The following is a 26,658-nucleotide window of genomic DNA, read 5'->3' on the forward strand; positions in this document are numbered from 1 at the left end:
AATCCAGTGAGCAACACCATCAAGCGACTGACGGCGGTGGTCGTCGGGCTCGGCATGGCCGGCGCGCTCGCCGCGTGCGGGTCGTCCGACGGCGGCCAGGGGGCCGGCGACTCCAAGACCGTGACCCTCGTCAGCCACGACTCGTGGGCCGCCTCGAAGGACGTCATCGCGGCCTTCGAGAAGCAGTCCGGCTACAAGGTGAAGGTCCTCAAGGACGGCGACGCCGGTCAGGCCGTGAACAAGGCCATCCTGACCAAGGACAACCCGCAGGGCGACGTCTTCTTCGGCGTCGACAACACGCTGCTGTCCCGCGCCCTCGACAACGGCCTCTTCCAGCCGTACGAGCCGAAGGGATCGGACCGGATCGCGCCGGAGTACCGGGCCGACCAGGACAAGCACCGGGTCACGCCCATCGACACCGGCGACATCTGCGTCAACTACGACAAGAAGTACTTCGCCGACCACGGGCTGCGGCCGCCGCGCAGCTTCGACGACCTGGTCAAGCCCCAGTACAAGAACCTGCTCGTGACCGAGAACGCCTCCGCCTCCTCGCCCGGCCTCGGCTTCCTGCTCGGCACCGCCGCGAAGTACGGCGACGGCGGCTGGGAGGGCTACTGGAAGAAGCTGAAGGCCAACGGCGTGAAGGTCGTCGACGGCTGGGAGCAGGCCTACAACGAGGAGTTCTCCGGCTCGGCCGGCGGCAAGAAGGCCAAGGGCGACCGGCCGCTCGTCGTGTCGTACGCCTCCTCGCCGCCCGCCGAGGTCGTCTTCGCCGACCCGAAGCCGGGCACCGCCCCGACCGGGGTCGCCGAGGGCACCTGTTTCCGGCAGGTCGAGTACGCCGGGCTGCTGAGCAACGCGAAGAACACCAAGGGCGGCAAGGCGCTCCTCGACTTCCTGATCAGCGAGCGGTTCCAGGAGGACATGCCGCTCAACATGTACGTGTACCCGGTGCGTCAGGGCGCCCAGGTGCCGCCGGAGTTCGTGAAGTACGGGCCGCAGGCCAAGGACCCGGAGACCATGGACCCGGCGAAGATCGCCGACAACCGTGATCAGTGGGTCAAGTCGTGGACCTCGCTCGTACTGAAGTAACCGGAGCGACCGACGCGGCCGTCCGCAAGGACCGGCGCGGGAGCGCGGCGCGGCTCGGGCTCATCGCCGTGCCCGTCGCGTTCTTCGCGGTTTTCTTCGCCTACCCGGTCGCCGCGATCGTCGCGCGCGGCCTGAAGGTCGACGGGGTCTGGCGGTTCGGGCGGATCGGGGAGGTGCTGGCGCAGTCCGACGTCCGGCACGTCCTGTGGTTCACCACCTGGCAGGCGGTCGTCTCCACCGCGCTCACGCTGCTGGTCGCGCTCCCCGGCGCGTATGTCTTCGCGCGCTTCGACTTCCCGGGCAAGCAGGTCCTGCGGGCGTTCGTGACCGTGCCGTTCGTGCTGCCGACGGTCGTCGTCGGTACGGCGTTCCTGGCGCTGGTGGGGCGCGGCGGGCTGCTCGACCAGCTGTGGGGCGTACGGCTGGACACCACCGTGTGGGCGATCCTGCTCGCACACGTCTTCTTCAACTACGCGGTCGTCGTACGGACCGTCGGCGGGCTCTGGGCGCAGCTCGACCCGCGGCAGGAGGAGGCCGCGCGGATGCTCGGGGCGTCGCCGCTGAGGGCCTGGCGGCAGGTGACGCTGCCGGCGCTGGCGCCCGCCGTGGCCGCCGCCGCGCTGATGGTCTTCCTGTTCACCTTCACCTCCTTCGGTGTCGTCCAGATCCTCGGCGGCCCCACCTTCTCGACGCTGGAGGTGGAGATCTACCGGCAGACGTCGGAGATCTTCGACCTGTCCACGGCAGCCGTGCTGACGTTGATCCAGTTCGTCGCGGTGGGCGCGATCCTCGTCCTGCACGCCTGGACCGTACGGCGGCGGGAGACCGCGCTGCGGCTGGTGGACCCGGCCGGTACCGCGCGCCGGCCGCGCGGCGCCGGGCAGTGGGCGCTGCTGGGCGCGGTGCTCGGCACCGTCGTCGTGCTGCTCCTGCTGCCGCTCGCCGTGCTGGTGCAGCGGTCTCTTGGCGCGCCCGGCTTCGGCTATTACCGGGCGCTGACCAGGGACGACGGCGGGGTGTTCCTGGTGGCGCCGATCGAGGCGATCGGCAACTCGCTGTCGTACGCCGTCGCCGCCACCCTCATCGCCGTGGTGATCGGCGGCCTCGCCGCCGTCGCGCTCACCCGCCGGGACGCCGGGCGGTTCGTGCGCGGCTTCGACGCGCTGCTGATGCTGCCGCTCGGGGTGTCCGCGGTGACCGTCGGCTTCGGGTTCCTGATCGCCCTCGACGAGCCGCCGCTGGATCTGAGGTCCTCGTGGATCCTGGTGCCGCTCGCGCAGGCGCTGGTCGGGGTGCCGTTCGTCGTGCGGACGATGCTGCCCGTGCTGCGGGCGGTGGACGTGCGGCTGCGGGAGGCCGCCTCGGTGCTGGGGGCCTCGCCCTGGCGGGTGTGGCGTGAGGTGGATCTGCCGATGGTGCGGCGGGCGCTGCTGATCGCGGCCGGGTTCGCCTTCGCGGTGTCGCTCGGGGAGTTCGGGGCGACGGTGTTCATCGCGCGGCCCGACAACCCGACGCTGCCGGTGGCGGTGGCGCGGCTGCTGGGGCGGCCCGGGGAGCTGAACTACGGCCAGGCGATGGCCCTTTCGACGATTCTGATGGTGGTGTGCGCGGTGGCCCTGCTGGTGCTGGAGAGGCTTCGCACGGACCGGAGCGGGGAGTTCTGATGCTGCTGGCCCTGGAGGGCGCGACGGTCCGTTTCGGTGGGCGTGCCGTGCTGGACGCCGTCGATCTGGAGGTCGCCGAGCACGAGGTCGTGTGCGTGCTCGGGCCGAGCGGCAGCGGCAAGTCGACGCTGCTGCGGGTCGTGGCGGGGCTTCAGCCGCTCGACTCCGGGCGGGTGGTGCTCGACGGGCGCGACCAGAGGGGCATGCCCGCGCACCGGCGCGGCGTCGGGCTGATGTTCCAGGACCACCAGCTGTTCCCGCAGCGGGACGTGGGCGGCAACGTCGCCTTCGGCCTGCGGATGCGCGGGACGTCGAAGCGGCACCAGGTCGACCGCGTACAGGAGTTGCTGGACCTGGTCGGCCTGCCGGGCGCCTCACGCCGGGCCGTCGCGGCGCTGTCCGGCGGGGAACAGCAGCGGGTGGCGCTGGCCCGGGCCCTCGCGCCGAGCCCCCGGCTGCTGATGCTGGACGAGCCGCTGGGGCAGCTCGACCGGTCGCTCAGGGAGCGGCTGGTCGTCGAACTGAAGGAGCTGTTCGGCCGGTTGGGCACGACCGTACTCGCCGTGACGCACGACCAGGGGGAGGCCTTCGCGCTGGCCGACCGGGTCGTGGTGATGCGGGACGGACGGATCGCCCAGTCCGGTACGCCGCTTCAGGTGTGGCAGCGGCCGGCCGACGCGTTCGTGGCCCGCTTCCTCGGCTTCGAGAACGTGGTCGAGGCGACGGTCGGGGCGGAGGCCGCGGACACGCCGTGGGGCAAGGTGCCGGTGCCGGAGGGTGCCCCGCAGGGCACGCGGACCCTGCTCGTGCGGCCCGCCGGTGTGCGCCTGGTGCCGGCCGGCTCGGGCCTGCGCTGCACGGTGACCGCGCGCACCTTCAAGGGCACCCACGTCGCCGTCCACCTCCAGCCGGAGGACGCCCCGCGCCTGGAGGCGGCCTGCGCGCTGCGGGCGGCGCCGGAGCCCGGGGACGAGGTCGGGGTGGACTTCGACGCGGCCGAAATCGTGGTGCTCGACTGATCGGCTGCCGCCTGGGGTGCGAGGCATGACGTCACTCGCGCACGAGCGCTACTGCGCAGCGCTGCGGGAGGCCGGGCCGGACACGAAGGTGTGGAGCTGGGCGGGGATCCTCAACTCGGGGTTCCGGGCCCGCCGGATGACCCACGAGATCACCGTGCACCGCGCCGACGCCGCGCTCGCCGCCGGACTGCCCTACGAGGTCGCGCCCGACGTGGCCGCCGACGCGATCGACGAGTGGCTCCAGATCGTGGAGTTCGTACAGCGGACGGCACCGCACGACGCGGCGCGGGAACTGCGCGGCCCGGGCCGCAGCATCCACCTGCACGCCACCGACACCGACACCGGCGCCGGCCTGAACGCCGAGTGGTTCATCGAACTCGCCGAAGCCGGCGTCACCTGGCGCCGGGGCCATGAGAAGGCCACCGTCGCCCTGCGCGGGCCGCTCACCGCCGTTCTGCTCGCGTTCTACCGTCGACTGCCGCTGGACACCCCGGAGTCGGAGGTGCTGGGGGAGCGGGAACTGCTGGATTTCTGGCTGGAGCGGGCGACCTTCGGTCAGGCCGGGAACAGGCGATGGCCCGCCCCCGGAGAGGGGGACGGGCCACTACCGGGCGCTGAAGTGCGGGCGTCAGCTGTCGCTGCTGTTCGCCCCACGGCGGCGCATGCCGAAGAACACCGCGCCGCCACCGACGACGACCAGGGCCGCCGCGATGCCGGCGATGATGCCGGTGTTGGAGTCGGCACCGGTCTCGGCGAGGTTGGACTCACCGGCCGCGGGCGCGGGCGCGTTGCCCGCCGGAGCGGTGCTCTCGCTCTGAGACGGCGACGGAGCCGGGGTGTCGGTCTCCTCGGCCGGCTTCGACGGGGAGGCCGACGGGGTTGGCGTGGCCGGCGGGGTCGCCGGCGGCTTCTCCTCTTCCTTCTTGCAGGCCGTGGCCGGGGTGACGAGGCTCGGCTTGATGTCCTCGTCGACGTATTGAGCGGCCTTGACGTGGATGCGGTACTCCGCGTTCGGCTTCCAGTCCTCGGCGAAGGTGATGGTGGTGCCTTCGCGCGAGCCCTTGACCACCTGCTCGCCGACCTTCTTCACGTCGGCGCCGTTGTTCTCCAGGTACACGGTGATCGTCGCCGGGACACCGGTGGGGTCCACATCGGTGACGGTGATGACGCCCTTGTCGCCATCGCACTTCGCCTCCGCCGAGAACTCCTTGATGTTGCAGGCGAGCGCGTTGCCGGCGGCACCGAGTGCGAGCGCGGCCGACGCGGAGACGACACCGAGGATCCGCACGGAGCGTGCGACGGTACGGCGCGATGCCGTACGGCGTGATACGGACAGAACTGCCACGTTTGTCCTTTACAGGATGCGCAAATGCGGGGGGTGGAGGCAGTGTTGACTGAACATCAGCACTACCAGGAGGCTCTCAGGTCTATAAGCGCCGCATAAGTAGTGTCAACGCATATGCAGGGTGCAAGCACTTGCTTTGCCAGCTTATTAACCGCCGAGGCGTTTCAACGCCTCCGGTACCTCCTCGATCCGCTCCACGAGCGCGATCCGCACCTCCATCGAACGGCCCCTGGCCAGCGACCGGAGCAGCGGCCACGCCGGCAGCTTCTCCGTCCAGTGCGCCCGGTCCACGAGCACCATCGGCGTCGGCTCGCCCCGCGACTCGTAGTAGTTGGGCGTCGCGTTGTCGAAGATCTCCTGTACGGTCCCGGCGGCGCCCGGCAGGAACACCACGCCCGCGTTGGACCGGGCCAGCAGGCCGTCCTCGCGGGTGGCGTTGGCGAAGTACTTGGCGATGTGCGACGCGAAGGCGTTCGGCGGCTCGTGGCCGTAGAACCAGGTCGGGATCCCCACGGAACGCCCGCCCTGCGGCCAGCGCGCGCGTATCTCGAAGGCGGCCGTCGCCCACTGGGTGATCGACGGTGTGAAGTGCGGTGCCTTGGCGAGCAGTTCGAGCGACTCGGTGAGCATCTCGTCGTCGAACGGTGCGGCGTACGCGCCGAGGTTCGCGGCCTCCATCGCGCCCGGGCCGCCGCCCGTGGCCACCGTGAGACCGGCACGGGCCAGCTCCCGGCCGAGCCGCGCCGCCCCCGCGTACTCCTGGGTGCCACGGGCCATCGCATGACCGCCCATCACCCCCACGACCCGGGCGCCGGAGAGGAGTTCGTCGAGCGCGTCCGAGACGGAGTCGTCGTGGACCGCGCGCAGCATCGAGGCGTAGATGTCCCGGTCCGCCTTCGTGCGCTGGAACCAGGCGTAGGCCCGGGCGTCGGGGGTGGCCTCGTAGCCGTCCGCCAGCGACTCGAACAGCTCGTCCGGCGCGTAGACATGGCCGCGGTACGGGTCGAAGGGCAGGCCCGGGACCGGCGGGAAGACCAGGGCGCCGTCCGTGCGGATCTTCGCGGCGGCCTCCTCGCGCATCGCGCAGCCGAGGAAGACGGCACCGGCCGTGTCCGTGCCGAGCAGTTCGCGCGTACGGTCCGTCAGGTCGACGGCCTGGACGCGGTGGCCGGCGAGTGTGCCGCGCGCCGCGACGGTCGCGTCGAACTCCTCCAGCGTCTCGATCTCACGGTCGTCATGGTGGGCCGCATGGGCGGGCATCGTCTGCACGCGCCCATGCTGGCACAGCGCGTCTCAGCCCTGGACGGCCGCCGGGTCCATCCACACGACCTCGAAGGTGTGGCCGTCCGGGTCGTCGAAGGCGCGGCCGTACATGAACCCGTGGTCCTGGGTCTCGCCGGAGACGGAACCGCCCGCCGCGACCGCCTTCTCGACCAGCTCGTCGACCTTCTCGCGGCTCTCGGAGCTGAGCGCGATCAGCACCTCGCTGGTCTTCTTCACGTCCGCGATCTCCTTCTGGGTGAACTGGGCGTACTTCTCCTTGGTGTGCACCATCACCACGATGGTCTCGCTGATCACGACCGAGGCGGTGGTGTCGTCGCTGAACTGCTCGTTGATCGAGTAGCCGAGCTCGGTGAAGAACTTCTTCGAGGCGTCGAGGTCGCTGACGCACAGGTTCACGAAGATCATCTGCTGGTACATGCGAGGTCTCTCCCAACGGTTCCGGGTCGTTACGCGGGGATAGACCGGGGGCCGGAGCGGAACTCATCGCCGTCCGGAGATTTCTTCCGTACGAGTTTTCAGCGGGCCAGCGGCAGCGCCGCCAGTTCGGCGACCGTCAGGGTCAGCGGGCCGAACAGGGCGAGCAGCGCGCCCGCGCGAAGGGCGGCGGCGGTGCGCAGCATCGTCGCGGGGGCGCCGAGCCGCAGCAGCGCGGCGGTGGTCTCGGCGCGGGCCTGCCGGGCCTCGACGGCGGCGGTGAGGAGCGTCCCCACGGTGCAGCCGCTCACCAGCAGCGCGCCGAGCGTGGTGAGCGGACCGAGCGACAGTGGGTCCTGCGCGTGCAGCAGCGCCATGGCGTACGCCGTCGCCAGCACCGCGCAGACCACGCCCAGGGGGCGGCCGATCCGGGTGGCCTCCGCCATGAGGATCCGGCCGGCCAGGAGGCGGAGGGCGCCGGGGCGGGCCGACTGGAGCAGCCATCCGCACAGATGGGCCAGGCCCGGACCCGCCAGCGCCAGGCCGACGGCGGCCAGCACCCAGCCCGCCAGGACGCCGGGGGAGGCGCCCGGGAAGGAGAGGCCGGGGGGTGTGGGGGAGGTGCGGCTCGTGTACGCCTCCACGGCGAGACCCGCGGCCAGGACGGTGATGCCCCAGGGGAGACCCGAGGGGGCGGTGGTGGGGGCGTTGCCGGGCAGGGCGGCTTCCGGCAGGGCGGTGTCCGGCAGGGCCGCCTCGGAAGCGGTGGGATCGCCGTCGCCGCCCGGTGCCGCCGGACGCCGGGCCGACTGGCGGGCGGTGTCCCCGGCCTCGTGCGGGGAGCTGTCCGCGGCCGCTGTTCCGGTATGCGCGGCGGTGTCCCTGGCCTCCTGCGCGGCATCCTCGGCCGCAGGCGTGCGGCTGCCGGCCGCGTGTGCGGCGCTGCCGGCCGGGATCACGGCGCTCACCGTGCCCTGTGCCGCCGTCCGGGAGGCGGACGGCTCGGCCGGGTCCTCGACCGCGCTCACCGTGCTCGCGGCGCCCCGCGCGGTCGGGCCCGTGGCCGATGCCGGGACGGACCCGCCCGTCCGCGCCGCGGGCGGCCCGCCGTGCTGCGGGTTCTGCCCGGCCCCGGCCGCCGCGGCGGGTTCGGTGGCGCGGCCGTCCGCGGGCCGGATGATCTGCCTGCCGAAGCGGCCGTACGCCCCGAAGGTCTCGCGTGCGGCGGTAGGCCGGTACGCGCCGAAACGGCCGGGCACCCCGGCCGGCCGGGCCGGGGCCGGGCGCGCCTCTCTCGGCCGCAGCGCCAGCGCCACCACCACCGAGGCCGCTGCGGGCAGGAGCGCGAGCAGTGTCAGCGTTCCCGGCAGGGGGAGCGGCCGGTCCGCCGCGAGGGCCTCGGCGGCCGCGCCGTCGAACGGCAGGCCCGTCAGATCGCCGCGCAGGTGCAGGAAGAACAGCAGGGCCAGCATCGAGCCCAGGGTGCAGGACAGGGCCGTCGTCGTCGCCGAGACGGCCATGAGGCGCAGCGGGCCGAGTCCGATCGCGGAGAGGCCCGAGCGGGGCTTCGTGGCGGGGTCGGTGCGGGCCACCGCGACCGCGAAGTACACCGTGGCGGCCAGGGGAGGCAGGCACCAGGCGAGCCGCAGCAGGGCGGCCCCGGTGGAGCCGGGGTGGCCCAGCGCGTAGCCGAGGGCGCAGAGCATCAGGAATCCCGTGCCCGCCGAGGCCGCCGTGACCAGGAGGCGGCGCAGCTGGACGGCGGGGTGGGCGCCGCGGGTCAGACGGAGAGCGAGCACGCGGCCCGGCCTTCCGTCTCGGCGGGCCCCCCGACCGGCGGCAGGTGCACCGTCTGCACGCGCCGCCCGTCGAGCAGGGACACCGTGCGGTCGGCGAGCGCCGCGGTCTCCGACTCGTGCGTGGCCAGGACGACCGTGATGCCGTGGGAGCGGGCCGCCGTGGTGAGGGTGCGCAGCACATGGGCGCGGTCGGCGCGGTGCAGGGGCGCCGTGGGCTCGTCGGCGAACAGGACCGACGGGGCGGGGGCGAGGGCTCGGGCGATGCACACCCGCTGCCGCTCGGCCTGCACCAGCTGGTGCGGCCGCTTGCGGGCGCCCTCGCCGATGTCCAGGCGCTCCAGCCACTCCAGGGCCGCGGTCTTGGCGCGGCGCCGGCTGGTGCCGCGCAGCATCAGCGGCAGGGCGGTGTTCTCCCAGGCGTTGAGCTCCGGGACCAGCGAGGGAGCCGGGTCGATCCAGCCGAAGCGGTCGCGGCGCAGCCGCTCGCGGGTGAGGGGGCCCATGGTGTGCACGGGCACGCTGTTGAACCAGACCTCGCCGCGCCGGACGGGCACCAGGCCGGACAGGCACCGCAGCAGGGTGGTCTTGCCGCTGCCGCGCGGGCCGCTGACGGCGAGGATCTCGCCCTCCCGGACGCCGAGCGAGACACCGCTGAGCGCGGGGGAGCCGTCGTCGTGCTGGAAGTGCAGGGCACGTGCCCAGAGCACGTCGTTGTCCGGCGGGGCCTCCATGGGCGTACACCTCGGTTCAGATCCGTAGTTCCCTTGCCAATCCCCCGTGCGGGGGAACGAAGGCAGGGCCGATCGGTCACTGGCACGCTAGGCAGAAGGCGCCGGGACGCCGGACAGCACGCGGCCCCGGGCCGCCGTTTCTCACTCGAACGGGCGGCACCGGGGCCGGTGTTGATCATCCATGCAGACGATCGGAGCGATCGCCGGGTCAGAGCTTGGTCCACGCCTCCGACAGCGTGGCGCGCAGGATCTGCTCGATCTCGTCGAACGTCGACTGGTCGGAGATCAGCGGCGGGGCGAGCTGGACGACCGGGTCGCCGCGGTCGTCGGCACGGCAGTACAGGCCGTTCTCGTACAGCTTCTTGGAGAGGAAGCCGTACAGGACGCGCTCGGTCTCGTCCGCGTCGAAGGACTCCTTGGTGTTCTTGTCCTTGACCAGCTCGATGCCGTAGAAGAAGCCGTTGCCGCGGACGTCGCCGACGATCGGCAGGTCGTGGAGCTTGTCCAGGGTGGAGCGGAAGTTGCCCTCGTTGTCGAGGACGTGCTGGTTGAGGTTCTCGCGCTCGAACAGGTCGAGGTTGGCCAGGCCCACGGCCGCGGAGACCGGGTGGCCGCCGAAGGTGTAGCCGTGCAGGAAGACGTTGTCGCCCTGGTAGAACGGCTCGGCCAGGCGGTCGGAGACGACACACGCGCCTATGGGGGAGTAGCCGGAGGTCATGCCCTTGGCGCAGGTGATCATGTCCGGCACGTAGCCGAACTTGTCGCAGGCGAACATCGTGCCCAGGCGGCCGAAGGCGCAGATGACCTCGTCGGAGACGAGCAGCACGTCGTACTGGTCGCAGATCTCGCGCACCCGACGGAAGTAGCCGGGCGGGGGCGGGAAGCAGCCGCCCGCGTTCTGCACCGGCTCCAGGAAGACCGCGGCGACGGTGTCCGGGCCCTCGAAGAGGATCTGCTGCTCGATCTGGTCGGCGGCCCATCGGCCGAAGGCCTCGGGGTCGTCGCCGTGGATGGGCGCCCGGTAGATGTTCGTGTTCGCGACCTTGTGGGCGCCCGGTACGAGGGGCTCGAAGGGCGCCTTCAGCGCGGGCAGTCCGGTGATGGACAGGGCGCCCTGTGGGGTGCCGTGGTAGGCGACCGCACGGGAGATGACCTTGTGCTTGGTGGGCTTGCCGACCAGCTTGAAGTACTGCTTGGCGAGCTTCCAGGCGGTCTCGACGGCCTCACCGCCGCCGGTGGTGAAGAAGACCTTGTTCAGGTCGCCCGGGGCGTGGTGCGCGAGGCGCTCGGCCAGCTCGACGGCCTTGGGGTGGGCGTAGGACCACACCGGGAAGAACGCCAGTTCCTGCGCCTGCTTGGAGGCGGTCTCGGCGAGTTCTACGCGGCCGTGCCCGGCCTGCACCACGAACAGGCCGGCGAGGCCGTCGAGGTAGCGCTTGCCCTGGTCGTCGTAGATGTACGTGCCCTCGCCCCGGACGATGGTGGGGACGGGCGCTTTCTCGTACGACGCCATGCGCGTGAAGTGCATCCACAGGTGGTCGTACGCGGTCTGGGAGAGGTCCTTGCTCACGGCTATCGGGTCCTCACGGTTATCGGGTTCCCCACATGTAGGTCTGCTTCTTGAGCTTGAGGTAGACGAAGCTCTCGGTGGAGCGCACTCCGGGGACGGCACGGATGCGTTTGTTGATGACCTCCAGGAAGTGGTCGTCGTCCTCGCAGACGATCTCCACCATCAGGTCGAAGGAGCCCGCGGTCATCACCACGTACTCGCACTCGGACATGGCCGCGAGCGCGTCCGCCACCGACTCCACGTCGCCCTCGACGTTGACGCCGACCATCGCCTGTCTGCGGAAGCCCACGGTGAGCGGGTCCGTGACGGCGACGATCTGCATCACGCCCTGGTCGAGCAGCTTCTGGACGCGCTGGCGCACGGCCGCCTCGGACAGGCCCACGGCCTTGCCGATGGCGGCGTAGGGCCGGCGGCCGTCCTCCTGGAGCTGCTCGATGATGGCGAGGGAGACGGCGTCCAGCTGGGGACCGCCGCTCCTGGACTCGCGGGAGTCCTTCTGGTCTGCGCTTCGACTGGCCACCGGGTCACTGTGCACGAGGTATCGACACTTCCGCAAGGTCTGATCGATGAAATCCGTTGTTTATGTAGCTCGCATCTGCGGATTCCGCACGATCGAAGGGAGTGGGGGTGTTGAAAACGTGGACCGGCCGACTAGGGTGGGTGTCTCAAGTACTGGACATCCGAACTGGAGGGCCGGCAGTGAGCACCGAGCTGCGTCGTCTGCGCAACTACATCGGCGGTGAGTTCCGGGACGCCGCCGACGGACGGACCACCGAGGTGGTCAATCCCGCGACGGGCGAGGCGTACGCGACCGCTCCGCTGTCCGGGCAGGCGGACGTGGACGCCGCGATGGCGGCGGCCGCCGAGGCCTTCCCCGGCTGGCGCGACACCACGCCCGCCGAGCGTCAGAAGGCCCTGCTGAAGATCGCGGACGCCTTCGAGGAGCGCGCCGAGGAACTGATCGCGGCCGAGGTGGAGAACACGGGCAAGCCGGTCGGGCTGACCCGCTCCGAGGAGATCCCGCCGATGGTCGACCAGATCCGCTTCTTCGCGGGTGCGGCGCGGATGCTGGAGGGCCGCTCGGCCGGTGAGTACATGGAGGGCCTGACCTCCATCGTCCGCCGGGAGCCGGTCGGCGTCTGCGCGCAGGTCGCGCCGTGGAACTACCCGATGATGATGGCCGTGTGGAAGTTCGCCCCGGCGATCGCGGCGGGCAACACGGTCGTGCTGAAGCCGTCCGACACCACCCCGGCGTCCACGGTGCTGATCGCGGAGATCCTCGGCGGGATCCTGCCGAAGGGCGTCTTCAACGTCATCTGCGGCGACCGCGAGACCGGCCGCATGATGGTCGAGCACGAGATCCCGGCGATGGCCTCCATCACCGGCTCGGTACGCGCCGGCATGCAGGTCGCCGAGTCCGCGGCCAAGGACGTCAAGCGCGTCCACCTGGAGCTGGGCGGCAAGGCGCCGGTGGTGGTCTTCGAGGACACCGACATCGCCAAGGCCGTCGAGGACATCTCGGTCGCGGGCTACTTCAACGCCGGCCAGGACTGTACGGCGGCCACGCGCGTCCTCGTCCACGAGTCCATCCACGACGAGTTCGTCTCCGCGCTGTCGAAGGCCGCGTCCGAGACGAAGACCGGGCAGCCGGACGACGAGGACGTGCTGTTCGGTCCGCTCAACAACCCCAACCAGCTCAGGCAGGTCGAGGGCTTCATCGAGCGGCTGCCCGCGCACGCGCGCGTGGAGGCCGGCGGCAAGCGGGTCGGCGACAAGGGCTACTTCTACGCGCCGACCGTCGTCTCGGGCCTCAAGCAGGACGACGAGATCATCCAGAAGGAGGTCTTCGGCCCGGTCATCACCGTGCAGTCCTTCCGCGACGAGGACCAGGCGGTGGAGTGGGCCAACGGCGTCGAGTACGCGCTCGCCTCCTCCGTGTGGACCAAGGACCACGGCCGCGCCATGCGGATGTCCAAGAAGCTCGACTTCGGCTGCGTCTGGATCAACACCCACATCCCGCTGGTCGCCGAGATGCCGCACGGCGGCTTCAAGAAGTCCGGCTACGGCAAGGACCTGTCGGCGTACGGCTTCGACGACTACACGCGTATCAAGCACGTGATGACGTCGCTGGACGCGTAGCCACTCCGTTCGGTCGTGAACGGCCCCGGGCGCTGCTGCCGCCCGGGGCCGTTCGTCTGTGCGCGGAACTGTTTTTGAACATGTTCAACACAGGCGTAGAGTGCCGTCATGAGCGACAGAGCCGCCCTGCTGAAGGGCATTCGCGCGTGGTTGGTCTTCTTCGTCGTGTGCCTCGTGCTCAGTGGCGCCACGGCCTTCCCCCTGGTGCACGAACTGCGCTGGACCGAGGACCTGCTGCGCGCGCTGTCCGCGGGCGACTACCTGCCCGGCCTGACGGACTGGATCGAGCGGGTCCGGGCCGGGCTCGACGAGGCCGACGCCGACTACCCCTTCCTCCTCTACGGCACGGACTGGCTGGCCTTCGCGCACCTGGTGATCGCGGTCGCCTTCTACGGGCCCTACCGCGACCCGGTCCGCAACATCTGGGTCGTCGAGTTCGCGATGATCGCCTGCGCGGGGATCATCCCCCTCGCCCTGATCTGCGGACCGCTGCGCGGGATCCCCTTCTGGTGGTCGGTGATCGACATGGCCTTCGGAGTGCTCGGGGTGATCCCGCTGTACGTCATACGGCAGCGGATCAAGCGACTGGAGGCGTTGACCGCGCCGGCGGCCGCCGCCCCGGTGCTGGGCGGCTGAGAAAACTGTTATCCCGAGAACCTTCACGCCGTCTCCCCGCATGTGATCCCCCACATAGCCAAGACCCCCGTCCTGACTGAGAGGGTGCGTGCGGAAAAGTACTGATCTCAGCCGGCGAGAGGCCACCGTGGACAGTCAGCACTGGCACGCCGTGATCACGGCGGCGCAGTCCGGCGACCGGCAGGCGCTGGACGAGCTGGTCGCGGGCTGGCTGCCGCTGGTCTACAACATCGTGGGCCGGGCCCTGAACGGCCACGCCGACGTCGACGACGTCGTCCAGGAGACCATGCTGCGCGCGGTCGGCAACCTCGGTTCGCTGCGCGACCCGGACAGCTTCCGGTCCTGGCTCGTGGCGATCGCCATGCGCCAGATACGCGACCGCGCCCGGCGCCGCACGCCGGAGCGGCTGGAGGAGGCGGCGGCCTCCGACTTCGCCGAACTGACCGTGCTGCGCCTGCAGTTGGAGGGGCAGCGACGCGAGGTCGCCGAGGCCGTGCGCTGGCTCGACGACGAGGACCGGCACCTGCTGTCGCTGTGGTGGCTGGAGGTCGCGGGTGAACTCACCCGGCGCGAACTCGCCGCGGCCGTCGGCATCACCCGGCAGCACGCCGCCGTGCGCGTGCAGCGGATGAAGGAGCGCCTGGAGACCTCGCGCGGCATCGTCCGCGCCCTGGACGGCGCCTGCCCGGACCTGCGCGAACTGACCGGCCGCTGGGACGGCCGGCCCGACTCGGTGTGGCGCAAGCGGCTGGCCCGGCACATCCGCGGCTGCGGCTACTGCGGCGACCCGCGCGAGAGGGTCGTACCGGCCGAACGCCTCCTGGTCGGTATCGCGCTCGTCCCGCTGCCCGTCGGGTTCACCCTGTCGCTCGCCTTCGGCGGCAAGACGGCCGTGGCCGCCGGCTCCGCCGGGTGGTCCGCCAAGCTGCTGGGCGCGCTCACCAAGCCGGCCGTCGCGATGACCGCGGGGGCGACGATCGTGGCGGGCGGCGCGTACGTCGTCACCCAGCCGCCTCACGCCCCGCCTCCCCGGGCCCCGGTCACCCCCACCGCGACGGCCACGTCCGCACCGCCGCCCTCCGCCACGCCCACCCCTACCCCCACGCCCTCCCCGACGGCGACGAAGAAGGCCGACCTGTACGGCACGGTCGTCGACGCCGTCGACCGCGCCCCCGACCCGGACGCCCGGCCCGCCGCCCTGCCCCGCCGCCCCGAGTCCGGCGTCACCAGCACCGGCGGCCCGAGGGCCGTCATGCAACACCGCGGCGACAGCGTGACGCTGAGCGGCCGGGGCTATGTCCTGGTCCGCTGGCAGATCTCTCCGCACTCCCGGCCCGGCGGGGTGGTCATGCCGACCTGGACCGGCCTGAAGGGCAAACTGTTCCACGTGGCCTCCGGCGGCTCGCGCCGTATGGACGACCCGCTGCCCGGCGCTCCGAACGGCTACGTCACCGGTATGGGCGGCCCGGACATCGGATACGCGGTGCTGCCGCCCGGCACCCAGCAGATGTGGCAGAACGAGTACTTCTACGTCGACGGCAGCGTCACCCTCACACTGAACGAACGCGGCTGCGACTACGGCATCGCCGTCTTCCCCTCCGGCTGGGCGGCCGTGGACAGGGACGTCAACACGGGCCCCGCGCAGGGCGCCATCCGCTACGGCCTCGTCCGCGACACCGGCACGGACAGCGCGCCGGTGCCGCAGTACGTCACGCGGGCGACCCCGGCCGATCCGGCGACGGTCCCGCAGCGCTCGCGCGTGTAGCGCACAGCACGTCGACGCGGTTGGTCGTGATCGAGTCCACCCCGGCGTGCAGCAGCCGCCGCATGGAGCGGCGTGTGTCGGGCGTCCAGACGGACAGCAGATAGCCCTCGCGGTGGACCCGCTCGGCGAGGGGCCGGTCCACCAGGCCGAAACGGTAGTTGAGCCAGCGCGGGCGGATCGCCTCCAGCAGGACGGGCCGGGGCGGGGCCAGCGTCGTCCAGGTGAGGGCGATCTCGGCGGCCGGGTCCGCCGCGCGCACGGCGAGCATGGCGTCGGCGCCCGCGCAGTAGTAGACGCGGTCCGCCGCCCCGGCCTCCCGTACGGCGTCCGTCACCCGCCGCACCGCGCGCACGTCGGGCGAGCCGGGCAGGTCGATCATCACCCGGTGGCCGGCGGTCGCGGCCAGCGCCTCCGTGAGGGCCGGGACCCCGCCGCCGGTCAGCCCGCGCACCTCCTCCCAGGACAGCGCGAGCACCGGCCGCTCGTGCTCCCAGAGCCGCTTCAGCGTGTCGTCGTGCAGCAGCACCGGCACGCCGTCCCGGGTGAGCCGTACGTCGATCTCCACCGCGTCCGCGCCCCGGTCGAGCGCGGAACGCAGCGAGGCGACGGTGTTCTCGCGGTGGCGGTAGGGGTCGCCCCGGTGGGCCACGGCGGTCACGCGCCGCGCGGGATACCCGGGGTGCTCGGGAGGCTGGGGGCTCTCGGGGGTGGACGTCACCGGTCGAGCCATCCCGCGGTGTACGTGTCGATCTCCTCCTTGATCCCGGCCTTGCCCGCCGCGTCCAGGAAGGACGCCTCCACGGCGTTCTTCGCCAGGTCTGCCAGGCCCCGCTCGTCGAGGTCGAGCAGCCGGGCGGCGACCGCGTACTCGTTGTCGAGGTCGGTGCCGAACATCGGCGGGTCGTCGGAGTTGATCGTGACGAGGACCCCGGCCTCGGCGAACTCCTTGAGCGGGTGCTCGTCGAGCGTGCGGACCGCGCGCGTGGCGATGTTGGACGTCGGGCACACCTCCAGCGGAATCCGGTGCTCGGCGAGGTGCGCGAGCAGCTTCGGGTCCTGCGCGGAGCTGGTCCCGTGCCCGATGCGCTCGGCCCGCAGATGCGTGAGGGCGTCCCACACCGTCTGGGGGCCGGTGGTCTCGCCGGCGTGCGGTACGGAGTGCAGCCCGGCGGCGATGGCCCGGTCGAAGTACGGCTTGAACTGCGGGCGCGGCACGCCGACTTCGGGCCCGCCCAGACCGAAGGAGACCAGGCCCTCGGGGCGCAGCCGGTCGTCGGTGGCGAGCCGGGTCGTCTCCTCGGCGGCTTCGAGCCCCGCCTCGCCGGGGATGTCGAAGCACCAGCGCAGCACGGTCCCGAAATCGGCCTCCGCGGCCTTGCGGGCGTCCTCGATCGCGTCCATGAAGGCGCGCTCGTCGATGCCGCGGCGGGTGGAGGAGAACGGGGTGATGGTCAGCTCGGCGTACCGCACCTGCTGCCGGGCCAGGTCACGGGCCACCTCGAAGGTCAGCAGCCGGACGTCCTCCGGCGTGCGGATCAGGTCGACGACCGACAGGTACACCTCGATGAAGTGGGCGAAGTCGGTGAAGGAGAAGTAGTCGACCAGGGCGGCGGGATCGGCCGGGACCTTCGAGTCGGGGTGGCGGGCGGCCAGCTCGGACACGATCCGGGGGGAGGCGGAGCCCACGTGGTGCACATGCAGTTCGGCCTTGGGCAGTCCGGCGACGAACGCCTTCAGGTCGCGCGGGGCGTGGGGGTCGACGAGATGCTCGGTCAAGGGTTCCTCCCCGGAACGGCGCCCTGGCCGGCGCGTGGCGGGCGGGCGCGGGTGATCGGCTGATCGGATGACTCGGACTCATCGTAGGCCGTGGTTCAGCGCCCCTCTGGGGGCGCGGGGCCGTATCGATGTGCGGCTGCGCCGCGTGGGCCCGAACAACCTCCACGCACCCGCACTTCGGCACGCACCGAACGGCCCCGTAGCATGGCGGCACGATCGACCCAGGGGGGATGCACCATGACGGACGCGACGCAACCAGACGGAGGCGGCGGCCACGACCCGTGGGCGCCCCCGGAGAACAAGACCTCGCTCGACAAGGACCAGACACCGCCGTCGCCCTCCGTGCACGACCAGGCCACGGTCACCTCGATGCCCGGCGTGGGTTTCACCCCACCCACCGGCACGCCCCAGTCCGACACCTCCCACTCCGGCGCTGTCCCGCCCCCGCCCGTCGCCCCCGGCGGATACGGCTACCCCGGCTATCCGCAGTCGGGTTACGGCTGGCCGGGCATGCCCATGGCCCCTCAGAACGGCATGGGCATCGCCGCGATGGTGCTCGGCATCATCTCCTGCACGCTCTTCTGCCTGTACGGCGTGGTCTCCCTGGTCACCGGCATCCTCGCCGTCGTCTTCGGCATCAAGGGCCGCAAGCGCGCCGAGGCCGGCGTGGCCACCAACCACGGTCAGGCGCAGGCGGGTCTGATCATGGGCATCATCGGGATCGTCCTCGGCATCACCATCATCGTCCTGATCGCCGTCGGCATCACGGCCGCGATCAACAGCGACGACTTCGACGACGATCCGTACTACGGCGCCCAGGGCTCCGTGGCCACCGCCGCGTCCCTCCGCTGAAACAGCCGTACTACGCGGCGGATTTGGCCATTACGATTCCCTGGTCTGACAACGGAGGGGAGATCGTCCATGTCCAACACCAACCCCACGCCCGGTGGGTTCGGTCCGCCGTCCCAGCCGCCCCAGCAGCCGCCCCCCGGCTACGGCTATCCGCAGCAGGGCGGCCCTGGCTACGGCTACCCCCAGGGCACCCCCGGTTACCCGGCCACGCCCCCCGCGGGCTACCCCCAGGCGCCCGGCTACGCGATGCCCGCGCAGCCGAGCAACGGCATGGGAACCACGGGTCTGGTGCTGGGCATCATCGGCGTGGTGTGCAGCCTGACCTTCCTGCTGTGGTTCTTCGGCGTGATCCTGGGCATCCTGGCGATCATCTTCGGCGCCATCGGCCGGGGCAGGGCCACCCGCGGCGAGGCCACCAACAAGGGCGCGGCGACCGCCGGACTGGTCTGCGGCATCATCGCCACCGTGATCCTTCCGCTGCTGGGCTTCCTGCTCTTCGCCAGCATCATGGGCGGGATCGGTGCGGCTGCCTGAAGCCGCTGTGTCACGGGGGCCGGTCCTTGGGCCGGCCCTCGCTCATGCCCGGCGCAGCCGCTCCCGCGCCTCCATCAGCGCGAAGCCCAGCAGGTTCGGCCCCCGCCACCGCTCCGGATCCGCCGCCGCCTCGTCCTGTGCGGCCAGCCCGATGCCCCACACGCGGTCCACCGGACTCGCCTCGACCAGCACCCGATCAGCCGTGGCCAGCAGAAACTCCCTCAGCTCCGGATGCGCCCCGAACTTGTGGACGCTGCCCTCCACGACGATCCGGAACCGCTCCCGCTCCCATATCGCCTCGTCGAACCCGCGCACCAGCCGCCCGGCCTTCTTCGCCTCGGCGGGATGCCCGGCGGCCAGCACGGCACGCTCCGCCGCCGCGTCCTCGAACAGCCGGGCCTTGCCCGCCATCATCCAGTGCTCGGCCGTCGCGTACTCCACGCCGTCCACCGTGAACGGTGCCGGCCACCACTGGCTCAGGCAGCTCGCCCCGATCCGGCCGTCCGGCCGGGGCCGGTGCCCCCAGAAGTACAGATACCTGATCCTTGCCCCCGCGCGGACCGCCCTGAGCAGGGCGTCCCGGGAGTGGACCACCCCCGTGATCTTCTCCATGCACCCGAGTCTGGCACGCACCACTGACACACCGTCCTGTCCCGGCACGGCGGACTCGACACCTGGTCGACAGATTCCGTCGCGTAACCAAAAATCAACAACGGAATCCCTTGTTGGCATGCCATACCTCTGTCAGGATCGGCACTCAAATCGAGCCTGAGCCACGCCGGCCCCACCACGGGGACACGGAGGAGAGCGACATGCACAACCCGGGCAACGCCACCGCGGACCGATTCCCGGCCGAGGAGCGCTTCGCGCAGGGCGCGCAGTACATCGCCGGGCGCCTGACCCGGGGCACCTCCGGCCGCACGCACGCGGTCGTCGACCCGGCGTCGGGCGAGGAGGTGCTCCGTTACGACCTGGCGGGCACGGCCGATGTCGACCGGGCCGTCGCAGCCGCCCGCGAGGCCTTCCCGGCCTGGGCCGCGGCCACGCCCGGCGAGCGTTCCGACGCCCTGCACCGGTTCGCCGCGGTCCTGGCCGACCGCGCCGAGGACTTCGCCCGTGCAGAGTCCCTCCAGTGCGGCAAGCCGCTGAAACTGAGCCGGGAGTTCGACGTCCCGGGAACGATCGACAACACCGCCTTCTTCGCCGGTGCCGCGCGGCTGCTCCAGGGCCAGTCCGCCGGTGAGTACTCCGGGGACCACACCTCGTACGTCCGGCGCGAGCCCATCGGGGTCGTCGGCTCCGTCGCGCCCTGGAACTACCCCCTCCAGATGGCCGCCTGGAAGGTCCTGCCGGCGATCGCGGCGGGCAACACCATCGTCCTCAAGCCCGCCGAGCTCACCCCGCTGACCTCGCTGCTCTTCGCCCAGGCCGCCACGGACGCCGGGATCCCGGACGGCGTGATCAACATCGTCACCGGCACCGGCGGGGAGGCCGGTGAGCACCTCGTCGGCCACCCCGGCGTGGCCATGACCTCCTTCACCGGCTCCACCGCCGTCGGCCGGCGCGTCGCCGAGATCGCCACGGCCACCGTCAAGCGCCTCCACCTGGAGCTCGGCGGCAAGGCGCCCTTCGTGGTCTTCGACGACGCCGACCTTCAGGCCGCCGCCCACGGCGCGGTCGCCGGCGCGCTCATCAACACCGGGCAGGACTGCACGGCCGCCACGCGCGCGTACGTGCAGCGACCGCTGTACGACGCCTTCGTGGAGCGGACGGCGGCGCTCATGGAGACCGTCCGGCTCGGTGACCCCTTCGCCGCCGGCACCGACCTCGGTCCGCTGATCTCGCACGTCCAGCGGGACCGGGTCGCCGGTTTCGTCGACCGGGCGCGTTCCTACGCGCGCGTGGTGACGGGCGGAGCGGTACCAGGGGGCGAGCTGGCCAAGGGCGCCTACTACCGGCCCACCCTCATCGCCGACGCCGCCCAGGACAGCGAGGTCGTCCAGTCCGAGATCTTCGGACCGGTCCTGGTCGTGCTGCCGTTCGACACCGACGACGAGGGCATCGCGCTCGCCAACGACACCCCGTACGGGCTGGCCGCCTCCGCCTGGAGCCGGGACGTGTACCGGGCGAACCGGGCCACGCGTGAGATCAAGGCAGGCTGTGTGTGGGTCAACGACCACATCCCGATCATCAGCGAGATGCCGCACGGCGGCTACAAGTCCTCCGGCTACGGCAAGGACATGTCCGCGTACTCGTTCGAGGAGTACACCCAGATCAAACACGTCATGTTCGACAACACCGCGGTAGCGGCGAAGGACTGGCACCGCACCGTCTTCGGGGATCGCTAGCCGTATCAGGCCGCCTGACCAACGGCCGTCCACCCTCCGAAAGGGCACCACGCGCATGGAGCAGTACGAGCCCGACCGCCTGTCCCCGGCCCAAGTGGCCGCCATGCGGCGCAGTTTCACCAACGGCAGGGCCGCCCTCACCCGGCGGTCGCTGCTGCGCGCCTCCGCGGGCGGGGCGCTGGCGGCCGGCGGCATCGGGACGCTGAGCGCCTGCGGCATCCCGGCGGCGGGTCGGTCGCAGGGCGGCGTCTCCGCAGAGGACCACTCGGCCAAGGAGAAGACCGTGAGCTTCTCCAACTGGACCGAGTACATGGACGTCGACGACAGCGGCAAGCACCATCCGACGTTGGAGCAGTTCACGAAACGCACCGGCATCACGGTCAAGTACACCGAGGACATCAACGACAACAACGAGTTCTTCGGCAAGATCAAGCCGCAGCTCGCCGCGGGCCAGGACACCGGACGGGACCTGATCGTCCTCACCGACTGGCTGGCCGGACGCCTCATCCGCCTGGGCTGGGTGCAGAAGCTCGACCCGGCCAACCTGCCGCACGCCTACGCCAACCTCTCGGCCCAGTTCCGCAGCCCCGACTGGGACCCGGGCCGCGCCTACTCGTACGTCTGGCAGGGCATCTCGACCGTCATCGCGTACAACAAGAAGGCCCTCGACGGCGTCGAGGTGACGTCGCTGTCCGACCTGCTGGACAACCCCAAGCTCAAAGGCAGGGTCGGGTTCCTGTCGGAGATGCGCGACAGCGTCGGCATGACGCTGCTCGACATGGGCAAGGACCCGGCGCACTTCACCGCCGACGACTACGACGCGGCGATCGCCCGGCTGCAGAAGGCCGTCGACAAGGGCCAGATCCGCCGCTTCACCGGCAACGACTACACCTCGGACCTGACCAGCGGAGACTTCGCGGCCTGCGTCGCCTGGGCCGGCGACGTCGTCCAGCTCAAGGCGGACAGCCCCGACATCGACTTCCTCATCCCCGACAGCGGCTACATGACCTCGACCGACAACCTGCTGATCCCCAACAAGGCCCGTCACAAGACGAACGCCGAGCGGCTCATCGACTACTACTACGAGCCGAAACCGGCCGCCGAACTCGCCGCGTACATCAACTACGTGTGCCCCGTCGACGGCGTGAAGGCCGAACTGGCGAAGATCGACGAGGACGCGGCGAACAACCCGCTGATCATCCCCGACAAGGCCATGGCCGCCAAGTCGCACGCCTTCCGCTCGCTGAGCTCGAAGGAAGAGACCGAGTTCGAAGAGAAGTTCGCGAAGCTGACGGGGGCGTGACCACCATGACGAACCAGACAGACCCCACCGGCGACGTCCGCCTCACGGGCATATCCAAGACCTACGGCGCCTTCACCGCCGTCCATCCGCTCGACCTGACCGTGCCGCAGGGCTCCTTCTTCGCCCTGCTCGGCGCCTCCGGCTGCGGCAAGACCACCACCCTGCGCATGATCGCCGGCCTGGAGGAACCGTCCGCCGGGACCGTGTCGCTGGGCGGCCAGGACGTGACCGCGCTCCCGCCGTACAAGCGGCCCGTGAACACGGTGTTCCAGTCCTACGCCCTCTTCCCGCACCTCGACATCTTCGAGAACGTCGCCTTCGGCCTTCGCCGGCGCGGACTGAGATCGGTGAAGAAGCAGGTCGAGGAGATGCTCGACCTCGTCCAGCTCGGCGAGCAGGCCCGCAAGAAGCCGCACCAGCTCTCCGGCGGCCAGCAGCAGCGCGTCGCCGTGGCCCGCGCGCTGATCAACCACCCCAAGGTGCTCCTCCTCGACGAGCCGCTCGGCGCCCTCGACCTCAAGCTGCGCCGCCAGATGCAGCTCGAACTCAAGCGCATCCAGACCGAGGTCGGCATCACCTTCATCCACGTCACGCACGACCAGGAGGAGGCCATGACCATGGCCGACACGGTCGCCGTGATGAACGCGGGCCGCGTCGAGCAGCTCGGCTCGCCGGCCGGCCTCTACGAGCACCCGGACACCACCTTCGTCGCCAACTTCCTCGGCACCTCCAACTTCATCGAGGCCGAGGTCGACTCCAAGAGCGGCGGCGAGATCGTGCTGAAGGCGGGCGGCGGCAAGCTCGTCCTGCCCGAGGCGCGCTGCTCCGCCCCCGCGGCCACCGGCGGCAAGGTCCTGGTCGGCGTCCGCCCGGAGAAGATCTCCCTCACCCACGCGGACGACGCCGGCGAGATACCCGAGGGCCGCAACCGCATCACCGGGAAGATCGCCGACTCCAGCTTCATCGGCGTCTCGACGCAGTACGTCGTCGACAGCCCGGTCTGCCCGGACTTCGAGGTCTACGCCCAGAACATCGACCGCGACCCCCGGCTCGTGCCCGGCGCGGAGGTCGTCCTGCACTGGAACCCGGCCCACACCTTCGGCCTGGACGCCGCCCAGGACGCCGACGCCGGAGTGGAAGAGGCGGCCTGATGTCGACTCTCACCGAGGCACCACCCCCGCTCGCTCCCGAGGCGCCCGAGCCGAAGCCGCAAAAGCGCAGGGGCCGCTGGACGCCGTACGTGCTGCTGCTCCCCGGCATCCTCTGGCTGCTGGTCTTCTTCGCCCTGCCGATGATCTACCAGGCCTCCACGTCCGTGCAGACGGGATCGCTGGAGGAGGGCTACAAGGTCACCTGGCACGTCGCCACGTACTGGGACGCACTGTCCGCGTACTGGCCGCAGTTCGTCCGCTCCGTGCTCTACGCGGGCACCGCCACGGTCCTGTGCCTTCTGCTCGGCTACCCGCTCGCGTATCTCATCGCCTTCCGGGCGGGCCGCTGGCGGAACCTGATCATGATCCTGGTGATCGCGCCGTTCTTCACCAGCTTCCTGATCCGCACCCTGGCCTGGAAGACGATCCTCGCGGACGGCGGCCCGCTCGTCGGCGCGCTCGACACGCTGCACGTCCTGGACGTGACCGACTGGCTCGGCTGGACCGCCGGCGACCGAGTCCTGGCCACGCCGCTCGCGGTGGTGTGCGGACTGACGTACAACTTCCTGCCGTTCATGGTCCTGCCGCTCTACACCTCGCTGGAGCGCATCGACGGCCGGCTCCACGAGGCCGCCGGTGATCTGTACGCCCGGCCCTGGACGACCTTCCGCAAGGTCACCTTCCCGCTGTCGATGCCGGGTGTCGTCTCCGGCACGCTGCTGACCTTCATCCCGGCGGCCGGCGACTACGTCAACGCCGACCTGCTCGGCTCCACGGACACCCGCATGGTCGGCAACGTCATCCAGACGCAGTTCCTCAGAGTGCTCGACTATCCGACCGCCGCGGCACTCTCCTTCATCCTCATGGCGGCCATCCTCCTCATGGTCACCCTCTACATCCGCAGGTCCGGCACGGAGGATCTGGTCTGAATGCCCCTCGTCAACTGGCTGAAAAGAAATCTCGTCGTCATCGCGGGACTGCTCACGCTCGGCTATCTGCTCCTGCCGAACGTCATCGTCACGGTGTTCTCCTTCAACAAACCGAAGGGGCGCTTCAACTACCAGTGGCAGCAGTTCTCCCTGGACGCCTGGAAGGACCCGTGCGGCGTCTCCGATCTGTGCGGCTCACTGTCGGTCAGCCTCCAGATCGCGTTCTGGGCGACGATCGGCGCCACCCTCCTCGGCACGCTCATCGCCTTCGCACTGGTCCGCTACCGGTTCCGTGCCCGCGGCGCCGTGAACTCGCTGATCTTCCTGCCGATGGCGATGCCCGAGGTCGTCATGGCCGCCTCGCTGCTCACCCTGTTCCTCAACATGGGCGCCCAGCTCGGCTTCTGGACGATCCTCATCGCGCACATCATGTTCTGCCTGAGTTTCGTGGTCACGGCCGTCAAGGCGCGCGTGATGTCGATGGACCCAAAACTGGAGGAGGCGGCGCGGGACCTGTACGCGGGCCCGTTCCAGACCTTCGTCCGGATCACCCTGCCGATCGCGGCGCCGGGCATAGCGGCGGGCGCCCTGCTCGCCTTCGCCCTCTCCTTCGACGACTTCATCATCACCAACTTCAACGCCGGGTCGACCGTCACCTTCCCCATGTTCGTCTGGGGCTCGGCGCAGCGCGGCACGCCCGTTCAGATCAATGTCATCGGCACGACCATGTTCGTCGTCGCCGTCCTGCTCGTCCTGGCCTCCATGGCCGTCGGCAATCGCCGCAACAGACAAAAGGCCTGACCGTAGGGAGTTGACATCATGGCCCCGAGCGCCATGAACCAGCGCAGCGAATGGATCCGTTCGCTTTCCGAAGCCCAGCCCCTCCCGTACTGGCTGGACGATCCCGGCAGGCCCCGCCCCGAACCCGCCCTCACCACCTCCGAGACCTGCGATCTGCTGGTCGTCGGCGGCGGCTACAGCGGACTGTGGACGGCCCTGATCGCCAAGGAACGCGACCCGCGCCGGGACGTGGTGCTGGTGGAGGGCCGCGAGGCGGGCTGGGCCGCCTCCGGTCGCAACGGCGGATTCTGCGCCGCCTCCCTCACCCACGGCCTGCCCAACGGCCTCGCCCGCTGGCCCGACGAGATCCACAAGCTCCAGGAGCTGGGCGCCCGCAACCTCGACGCGATCGAGGCGGCGGTCGCCCGGCACTCCATCGGCTGCGACTTCGAACGCACCGGCGAGATCGACGTCGCCACCGAGCCCTACCAGACGGCGGAACTACGCGCCTGGCACGAGGAGACGGCCCGCCGGGGCCTCGCCGAGGACATCGAGTTCCTGGACGCCGAGGCCGTCCGGGAACAGGTGAACTCACCTACCTTCCAGGCGGGCCTGTGGGACCGCCGGGGCGTGGCCATGCTGCACCCCGCGAAGCTCGCCTGGGGCCTGAAACGGGCCTGCGCCGAGCTGGGCGTCCGCTTCTACGAGCACACCCCCGCCCTCACCCTGAAGCCGTACGGCGCCGGCATGGCCGTACGCACCCCCTACGGCAGGGTCCGCGCCCGCCAGGTCGCCCTCGGCACGAACATCTTCCCGAACCTGGTCCGACGGGTCCGCTCGTACACCGTCCCGGTCTACGACTACGCCCTGATGACCGAGCCGCTCAGCCCCGACCGACTGGCCTCGATCGGCTGGAAGAACCGCCAGGGCCTCGGGGACAGCGCCAACCAGTTCCACTACTTCCGCCTGTCCGCCGACAACCGGATCCTCTGGGGCGGCTACGACGCGGTCTACCCCTACGGGGGCCGTGTCCGCGCCGAGTACGACGACCGCCCCGAGACCTACGCCAAGCTCGCCGGGCACTTCTTCACCTGCTTCCCGCAACTGGAGGGCGTCCGCTTCACCCACGCCTGGGGCGGCGCGATCGACACCTGCTCCCGCTTCTCGGCGTTCTTCGGCACCGCGCACCAGGGCAAGGTCGCGTACGCGGCGGGCTACACGGGCCTGGGCGTCGGGGCGACGCGCTTCGGCGCCGAGGTGATGCTGGACCTGCTGGCGGGCGAGCGCACGGAGCGCACCGAGCTGCAGATGGTCCGCAAGAAGCCGCTGCCGTTCCCGCCGGAACCCTTCGCCTGGACGGGCATCGCCCTCACCAAGTGGTCCCTGGCCCGCGCGGACGCCCGGGGCGGCCGCCGCAACCTGTGGCTGCGCACGATGGACCGGCTGGGGCTGGGCTTCGACAGCTGAACCGGGCGACGTGCTCGTCGAGAGGCGGCGGCGGGGCCGGCGACCCGGGACGGAGATGAG

24 protein-coding genes and 1 pseudogene are annotated in these 26,658 nt (G+C 71.0%); 15 read left to right on the forward strand and 10 right to left on the reverse strand.

The window, feature by feature from the left end; translation table 11 throughout:
* The first annotated feature begins 54 nt into the window (after positions 1 to 54).
* The 4 genes and pseudogenes from ACFZDA_RS33655 to ACFZDA_RS33670 all read left to right on the forward strand — a co-directional run.
* Entirely contained in the window at positions 55 to 1,092 is a 1,038-nt protein-coding gene (locus ACFZDA_RS33655; protein ID WP_391089095.1) for a thiamine ABC transporter substrate-binding protein, read from the forward strand.
* Complete coding sequence (locus ACFZDA_RS33660) at positions 1,068 to 2,756, forward strand: ABC transporter permease subunit (protein WP_391088964.1); 1,689 nt, start codon at positions 1,068 to 1,070, stop codon at positions 2,754 to 2,756. Before ACFZDA_RS33655 ends, ACFZDA_RS33660 begins: the two co-directional genes overlap by 25 nt.
* Positions 2,756 to 3,775, forward strand: a complete 1,020-nt coding sequence (locus ACFZDA_RS33665) for an ATP-binding cassette domain-containing protein (RefSeq protein WP_391088965.1) — start codon at positions 2,756 to 2,758, stop codon at positions 3,773 to 3,775. The genes ACFZDA_RS33660 and ACFZDA_RS33665 overlap by 1 nt, the downstream gene beginning before the upstream one ends.
* Before the next feature lie 55 nt (positions 3,776 to 3,830).
* Positions 3,831 to 4,331 (forward strand): annotated as a pseudogene (locus ACFZDA_RS33670) (maleylpyruvate isomerase N-terminal domain-containing protein); the annotation flags it as partial.
* 72 nt (positions 4,332 to 4,403) lie between these two features.
* On the opposite strand, the gene ACFZDA_RS33675 reads toward ACFZDA_RS33670, so the two are convergent.
* From ACFZDA_RS33675 to ACFZDA_RS33705, 7 genes are all read right to left on the reverse strand, one after another.
* The gene (locus tag ACFZDA_RS33675; RefSeq protein WP_391088966.1) at positions 4,404 to 5,120 is read right to left on the reverse strand and encodes an LAETG motif-containing sortase-dependent surface protein; all 717 of its coding nucleotides are present in this window, start codon (positions 5,118 to 5,120) and stop codon (positions 4,404 to 4,406) included.
* Positions 5,121 to 5,267: 147 nt separating this feature from the next.
* Positions 5,268 to 6,389 carry an LOG family protein gene (locus ACFZDA_RS33680; RefSeq protein ID WP_391088967.1) on the reverse strand — a complete coding sequence of 374 codons (1,122 nt, stop codon included), beginning with the start codon at positions 6,387 to 6,389 and terminating at the stop codon, positions 5,268 to 5,270.
* Between the two features lie 24 nt (positions 6,390 to 6,413).
* Complete coding sequence (locus ACFZDA_RS33685; RefSeq protein ID WP_391088969.1) at positions 6,414 to 6,821, reverse strand: VOC family protein; 408 nt, start codon at positions 6,819 to 6,821, stop codon at positions 6,414 to 6,416.
* A gap of 98 nt (positions 6,822 to 6,919) precedes the next feature.
* Positions 6,920 to 8,617 carry a hypothetical protein gene (locus tag ACFZDA_RS33690; protein WP_391088970.1) on the reverse strand — a complete coding sequence of 566 codons (1,698 nt, stop codon included), beginning with the start codon at positions 8,615 to 8,617 and terminating at the stop codon, positions 6,920 to 6,922.
* Positions 8,599 to 9,348 (reverse strand): ATP-binding cassette domain-containing protein, encoded by a 750-nt coding sequence (locus ACFZDA_RS33695; RefSeq protein ID WP_391088971.1) that lies wholly within the window; start codon positions 9,346 to 9,348, stop codon positions 8,599 to 8,601. Before ACFZDA_RS33695 ends, ACFZDA_RS33690 begins: the two co-directional genes overlap by 19 nt.
* Before the next feature lie 208 nt (positions 9,349 to 9,556).
* Positions 9,557 to 10,918, reverse strand: coding sequence for an aspartate aminotransferase family protein (locus ACFZDA_RS33700; protein WP_391088972.1), 1,362 nt, complete (start codon positions 10,916 to 10,918; stop codon positions 9,557 to 9,559).
* A 19-nt stretch (positions 10,919 to 10,937) separates the two neighbouring features.
* Complete coding sequence (locus ACFZDA_RS33705; protein WP_391088973.1) at positions 10,938 to 11,453, reverse strand: Lrp/AsnC ligand binding domain-containing protein; 516 nt, start codon at positions 11,451 to 11,453, stop codon at positions 10,938 to 10,940.
* A gap of 164 nt (positions 11,454 to 11,617) precedes the next feature.
* Here ACFZDA_RS33705 and ACFZDA_RS33710 point away from each other — a divergent pair, with 164 nt between their 5' ends.
* From ACFZDA_RS33710 to ACFZDA_RS33720, 3 genes are all read left to right on the forward strand, one after another.
* On the forward strand, positions 11,618 to 13,057 hold the full coding sequence (locus ACFZDA_RS33710; protein ID WP_391088974.1) for an aminobutyraldehyde dehydrogenase: 1,440 nt from the start codon (positions 11,618 to 11,620) through the stop codon (positions 13,055 to 13,057).
* 108 nt (positions 13,058 to 13,165) lie between these two features.
* Entirely contained in the window at positions 13,166 to 13,693 is a 528-nt protein-coding gene (locus tag ACFZDA_RS33715; protein ID WP_391088976.1) for a hypothetical protein, read from the forward strand.
* 127 nt (positions 13,694 to 13,820) lie between these two features.
* Positions 13,821 to 15,458, forward strand: a complete 1,638-nt coding sequence (locus ACFZDA_RS33720; RefSeq protein WP_391088978.1) for a sigma-70 family RNA polymerase sigma factor — start codon at positions 13,821 to 13,823, stop codon at positions 15,456 to 15,458.
* On the opposite strand, the gene ACFZDA_RS33725 is transcribed toward ACFZDA_RS33720, so the two are convergent.
* Both ACFZDA_RS33725 and ACFZDA_RS33730 read right to left on the reverse strand, forming a co-directional pair.
* Positions 15,403 to 16,107 carry a glycerophosphodiester phosphodiesterase family protein gene (locus tag ACFZDA_RS33725; protein ID WP_391089096.1) on the reverse strand — a complete coding sequence of 235 codons (705 nt, stop codon included), beginning with the start codon at positions 16,105 to 16,107 and terminating at the stop codon, positions 15,403 to 15,405. The two genes, ACFZDA_RS33720 and ACFZDA_RS33725, sit on opposite strands and share 56 nt — an antisense overlap.
* Positions 16,108 to 16,172: 65 nt before the next feature.
* Positions 16,173 to 17,234, reverse strand: a complete 1,062-nt coding sequence (locus tag ACFZDA_RS33730; protein WP_391088979.1) for an adenosine deaminase — start codon at positions 17,232 to 17,234, stop codon at positions 16,173 to 16,175.
* Between the two features lie 237 nt (positions 17,235 to 17,471).
* On the opposite strand from ACFZDA_RS33730, the gene ACFZDA_RS33735 reads away from it, so the two are divergent.
* The gene (locus tag ACFZDA_RS33735; protein ID WP_391088981.1) at positions 17,472 to 18,086 is read left to right on the forward strand and encodes a DUF4190 domain-containing protein; all 615 of its coding nucleotides are present in this window, start codon (positions 17,472 to 17,474) and stop codon (positions 18,084 to 18,086) included.
* A 69-nt stretch (positions 18,087 to 18,155) separates the two neighbouring features.
* Positions 18,156 to 18,620, forward strand: a complete 465-nt coding sequence (locus tag ACFZDA_RS33740) for a DUF4190 domain-containing protein (RefSeq protein ID WP_391088983.1) — start codon at positions 18,156 to 18,158, stop codon at positions 18,618 to 18,620.
* A gap of 42 nt (positions 18,621 to 18,662) precedes the next feature.
* On the opposite strand, the gene ACFZDA_RS33745 is transcribed toward ACFZDA_RS33740, so the two are convergent.
* Positions 18,663 to 19,232, reverse strand: coding sequence for an NADAR domain-containing protein (locus ACFZDA_RS33745; protein ID WP_391088985.1), 570 nt, complete (start codon positions 19,230 to 19,232; stop codon positions 18,663 to 18,665).
* Between the two features lie 200 nt (positions 19,233 to 19,432).
* Here ACFZDA_RS33745 and ACFZDA_RS33750 point away from each other — a divergent pair, with 200 nt between their 5' ends.
* The 6 genes from ACFZDA_RS33750 to ACFZDA_RS33775 are packed head-to-tail and all read left to right on the forward strand — an operon-like array spanning position 19,433 to position 26,598.
* Positions 19,433 to 20,968, forward strand: coding sequence for an aminobutyraldehyde dehydrogenase (locus ACFZDA_RS33750; protein WP_391088986.1), 1,536 nt, complete (start codon positions 19,433 to 19,435; stop codon positions 20,966 to 20,968).
* Positions 20,969 to 21,023: 55 nt separating this feature from the next.
* Entirely contained in the window at positions 21,024 to 22,271 is a 1,248-nt protein-coding gene (locus tag ACFZDA_RS33755) for an extracellular solute-binding protein (RefSeq protein ID WP_391088988.1), read from the forward strand.
* Positions 22,268 to 23,422, forward strand: a complete 1,155-nt coding sequence (locus ACFZDA_RS33760) for a polyamine ABC transporter ATP-binding protein (RefSeq protein ID WP_391088990.1) — start codon at positions 22,268 to 22,270, stop codon at positions 23,420 to 23,422. Before ACFZDA_RS33755 ends, ACFZDA_RS33760 begins: the two co-directional genes overlap by 4 nt.
* Positions 23,422 to 24,351: an ABC transporter permease subunit gene (locus tag ACFZDA_RS33765; protein WP_391088992.1), complete on the forward strand. Its 930-nt coding sequence runs from the start codon at positions 23,422 to 23,424 to the stop codon at positions 24,349 to 24,351. Before ACFZDA_RS33760 ends, ACFZDA_RS33765 begins: the two co-directional genes overlap by 1 nt.
* A complete protein-coding gene (locus tag ACFZDA_RS33770; protein WP_391088994.1) occupies positions 24,352 to 25,152 on the forward strand; it encodes an ABC transporter permease subunit in 801 nt (266 codons plus the stop codon). It abuts the gene before it with no gap.
* A gap of 18 nt (positions 25,153 to 25,170) precedes the next feature.
* On the forward strand, positions 25,171 to 26,598 hold the full coding sequence (locus tag ACFZDA_RS33775) for an FAD-dependent oxidoreductase (RefSeq protein WP_391088996.1): 1,428 nt from the start codon (positions 25,171 to 25,173) through the stop codon (positions 26,596 to 26,598).
* Positions 26,599 to 26,658 lie beyond the last annotated feature (60 nt).

This window comes from Streptomyces sp. NPDC007991, assembly GCF_042958445.1.
Taxonomy (GTDB): domain Bacteria; phylum Actinomycetota; class Actinomycetes; order Streptomycetales; family Streptomycetaceae; genus Streptomyces.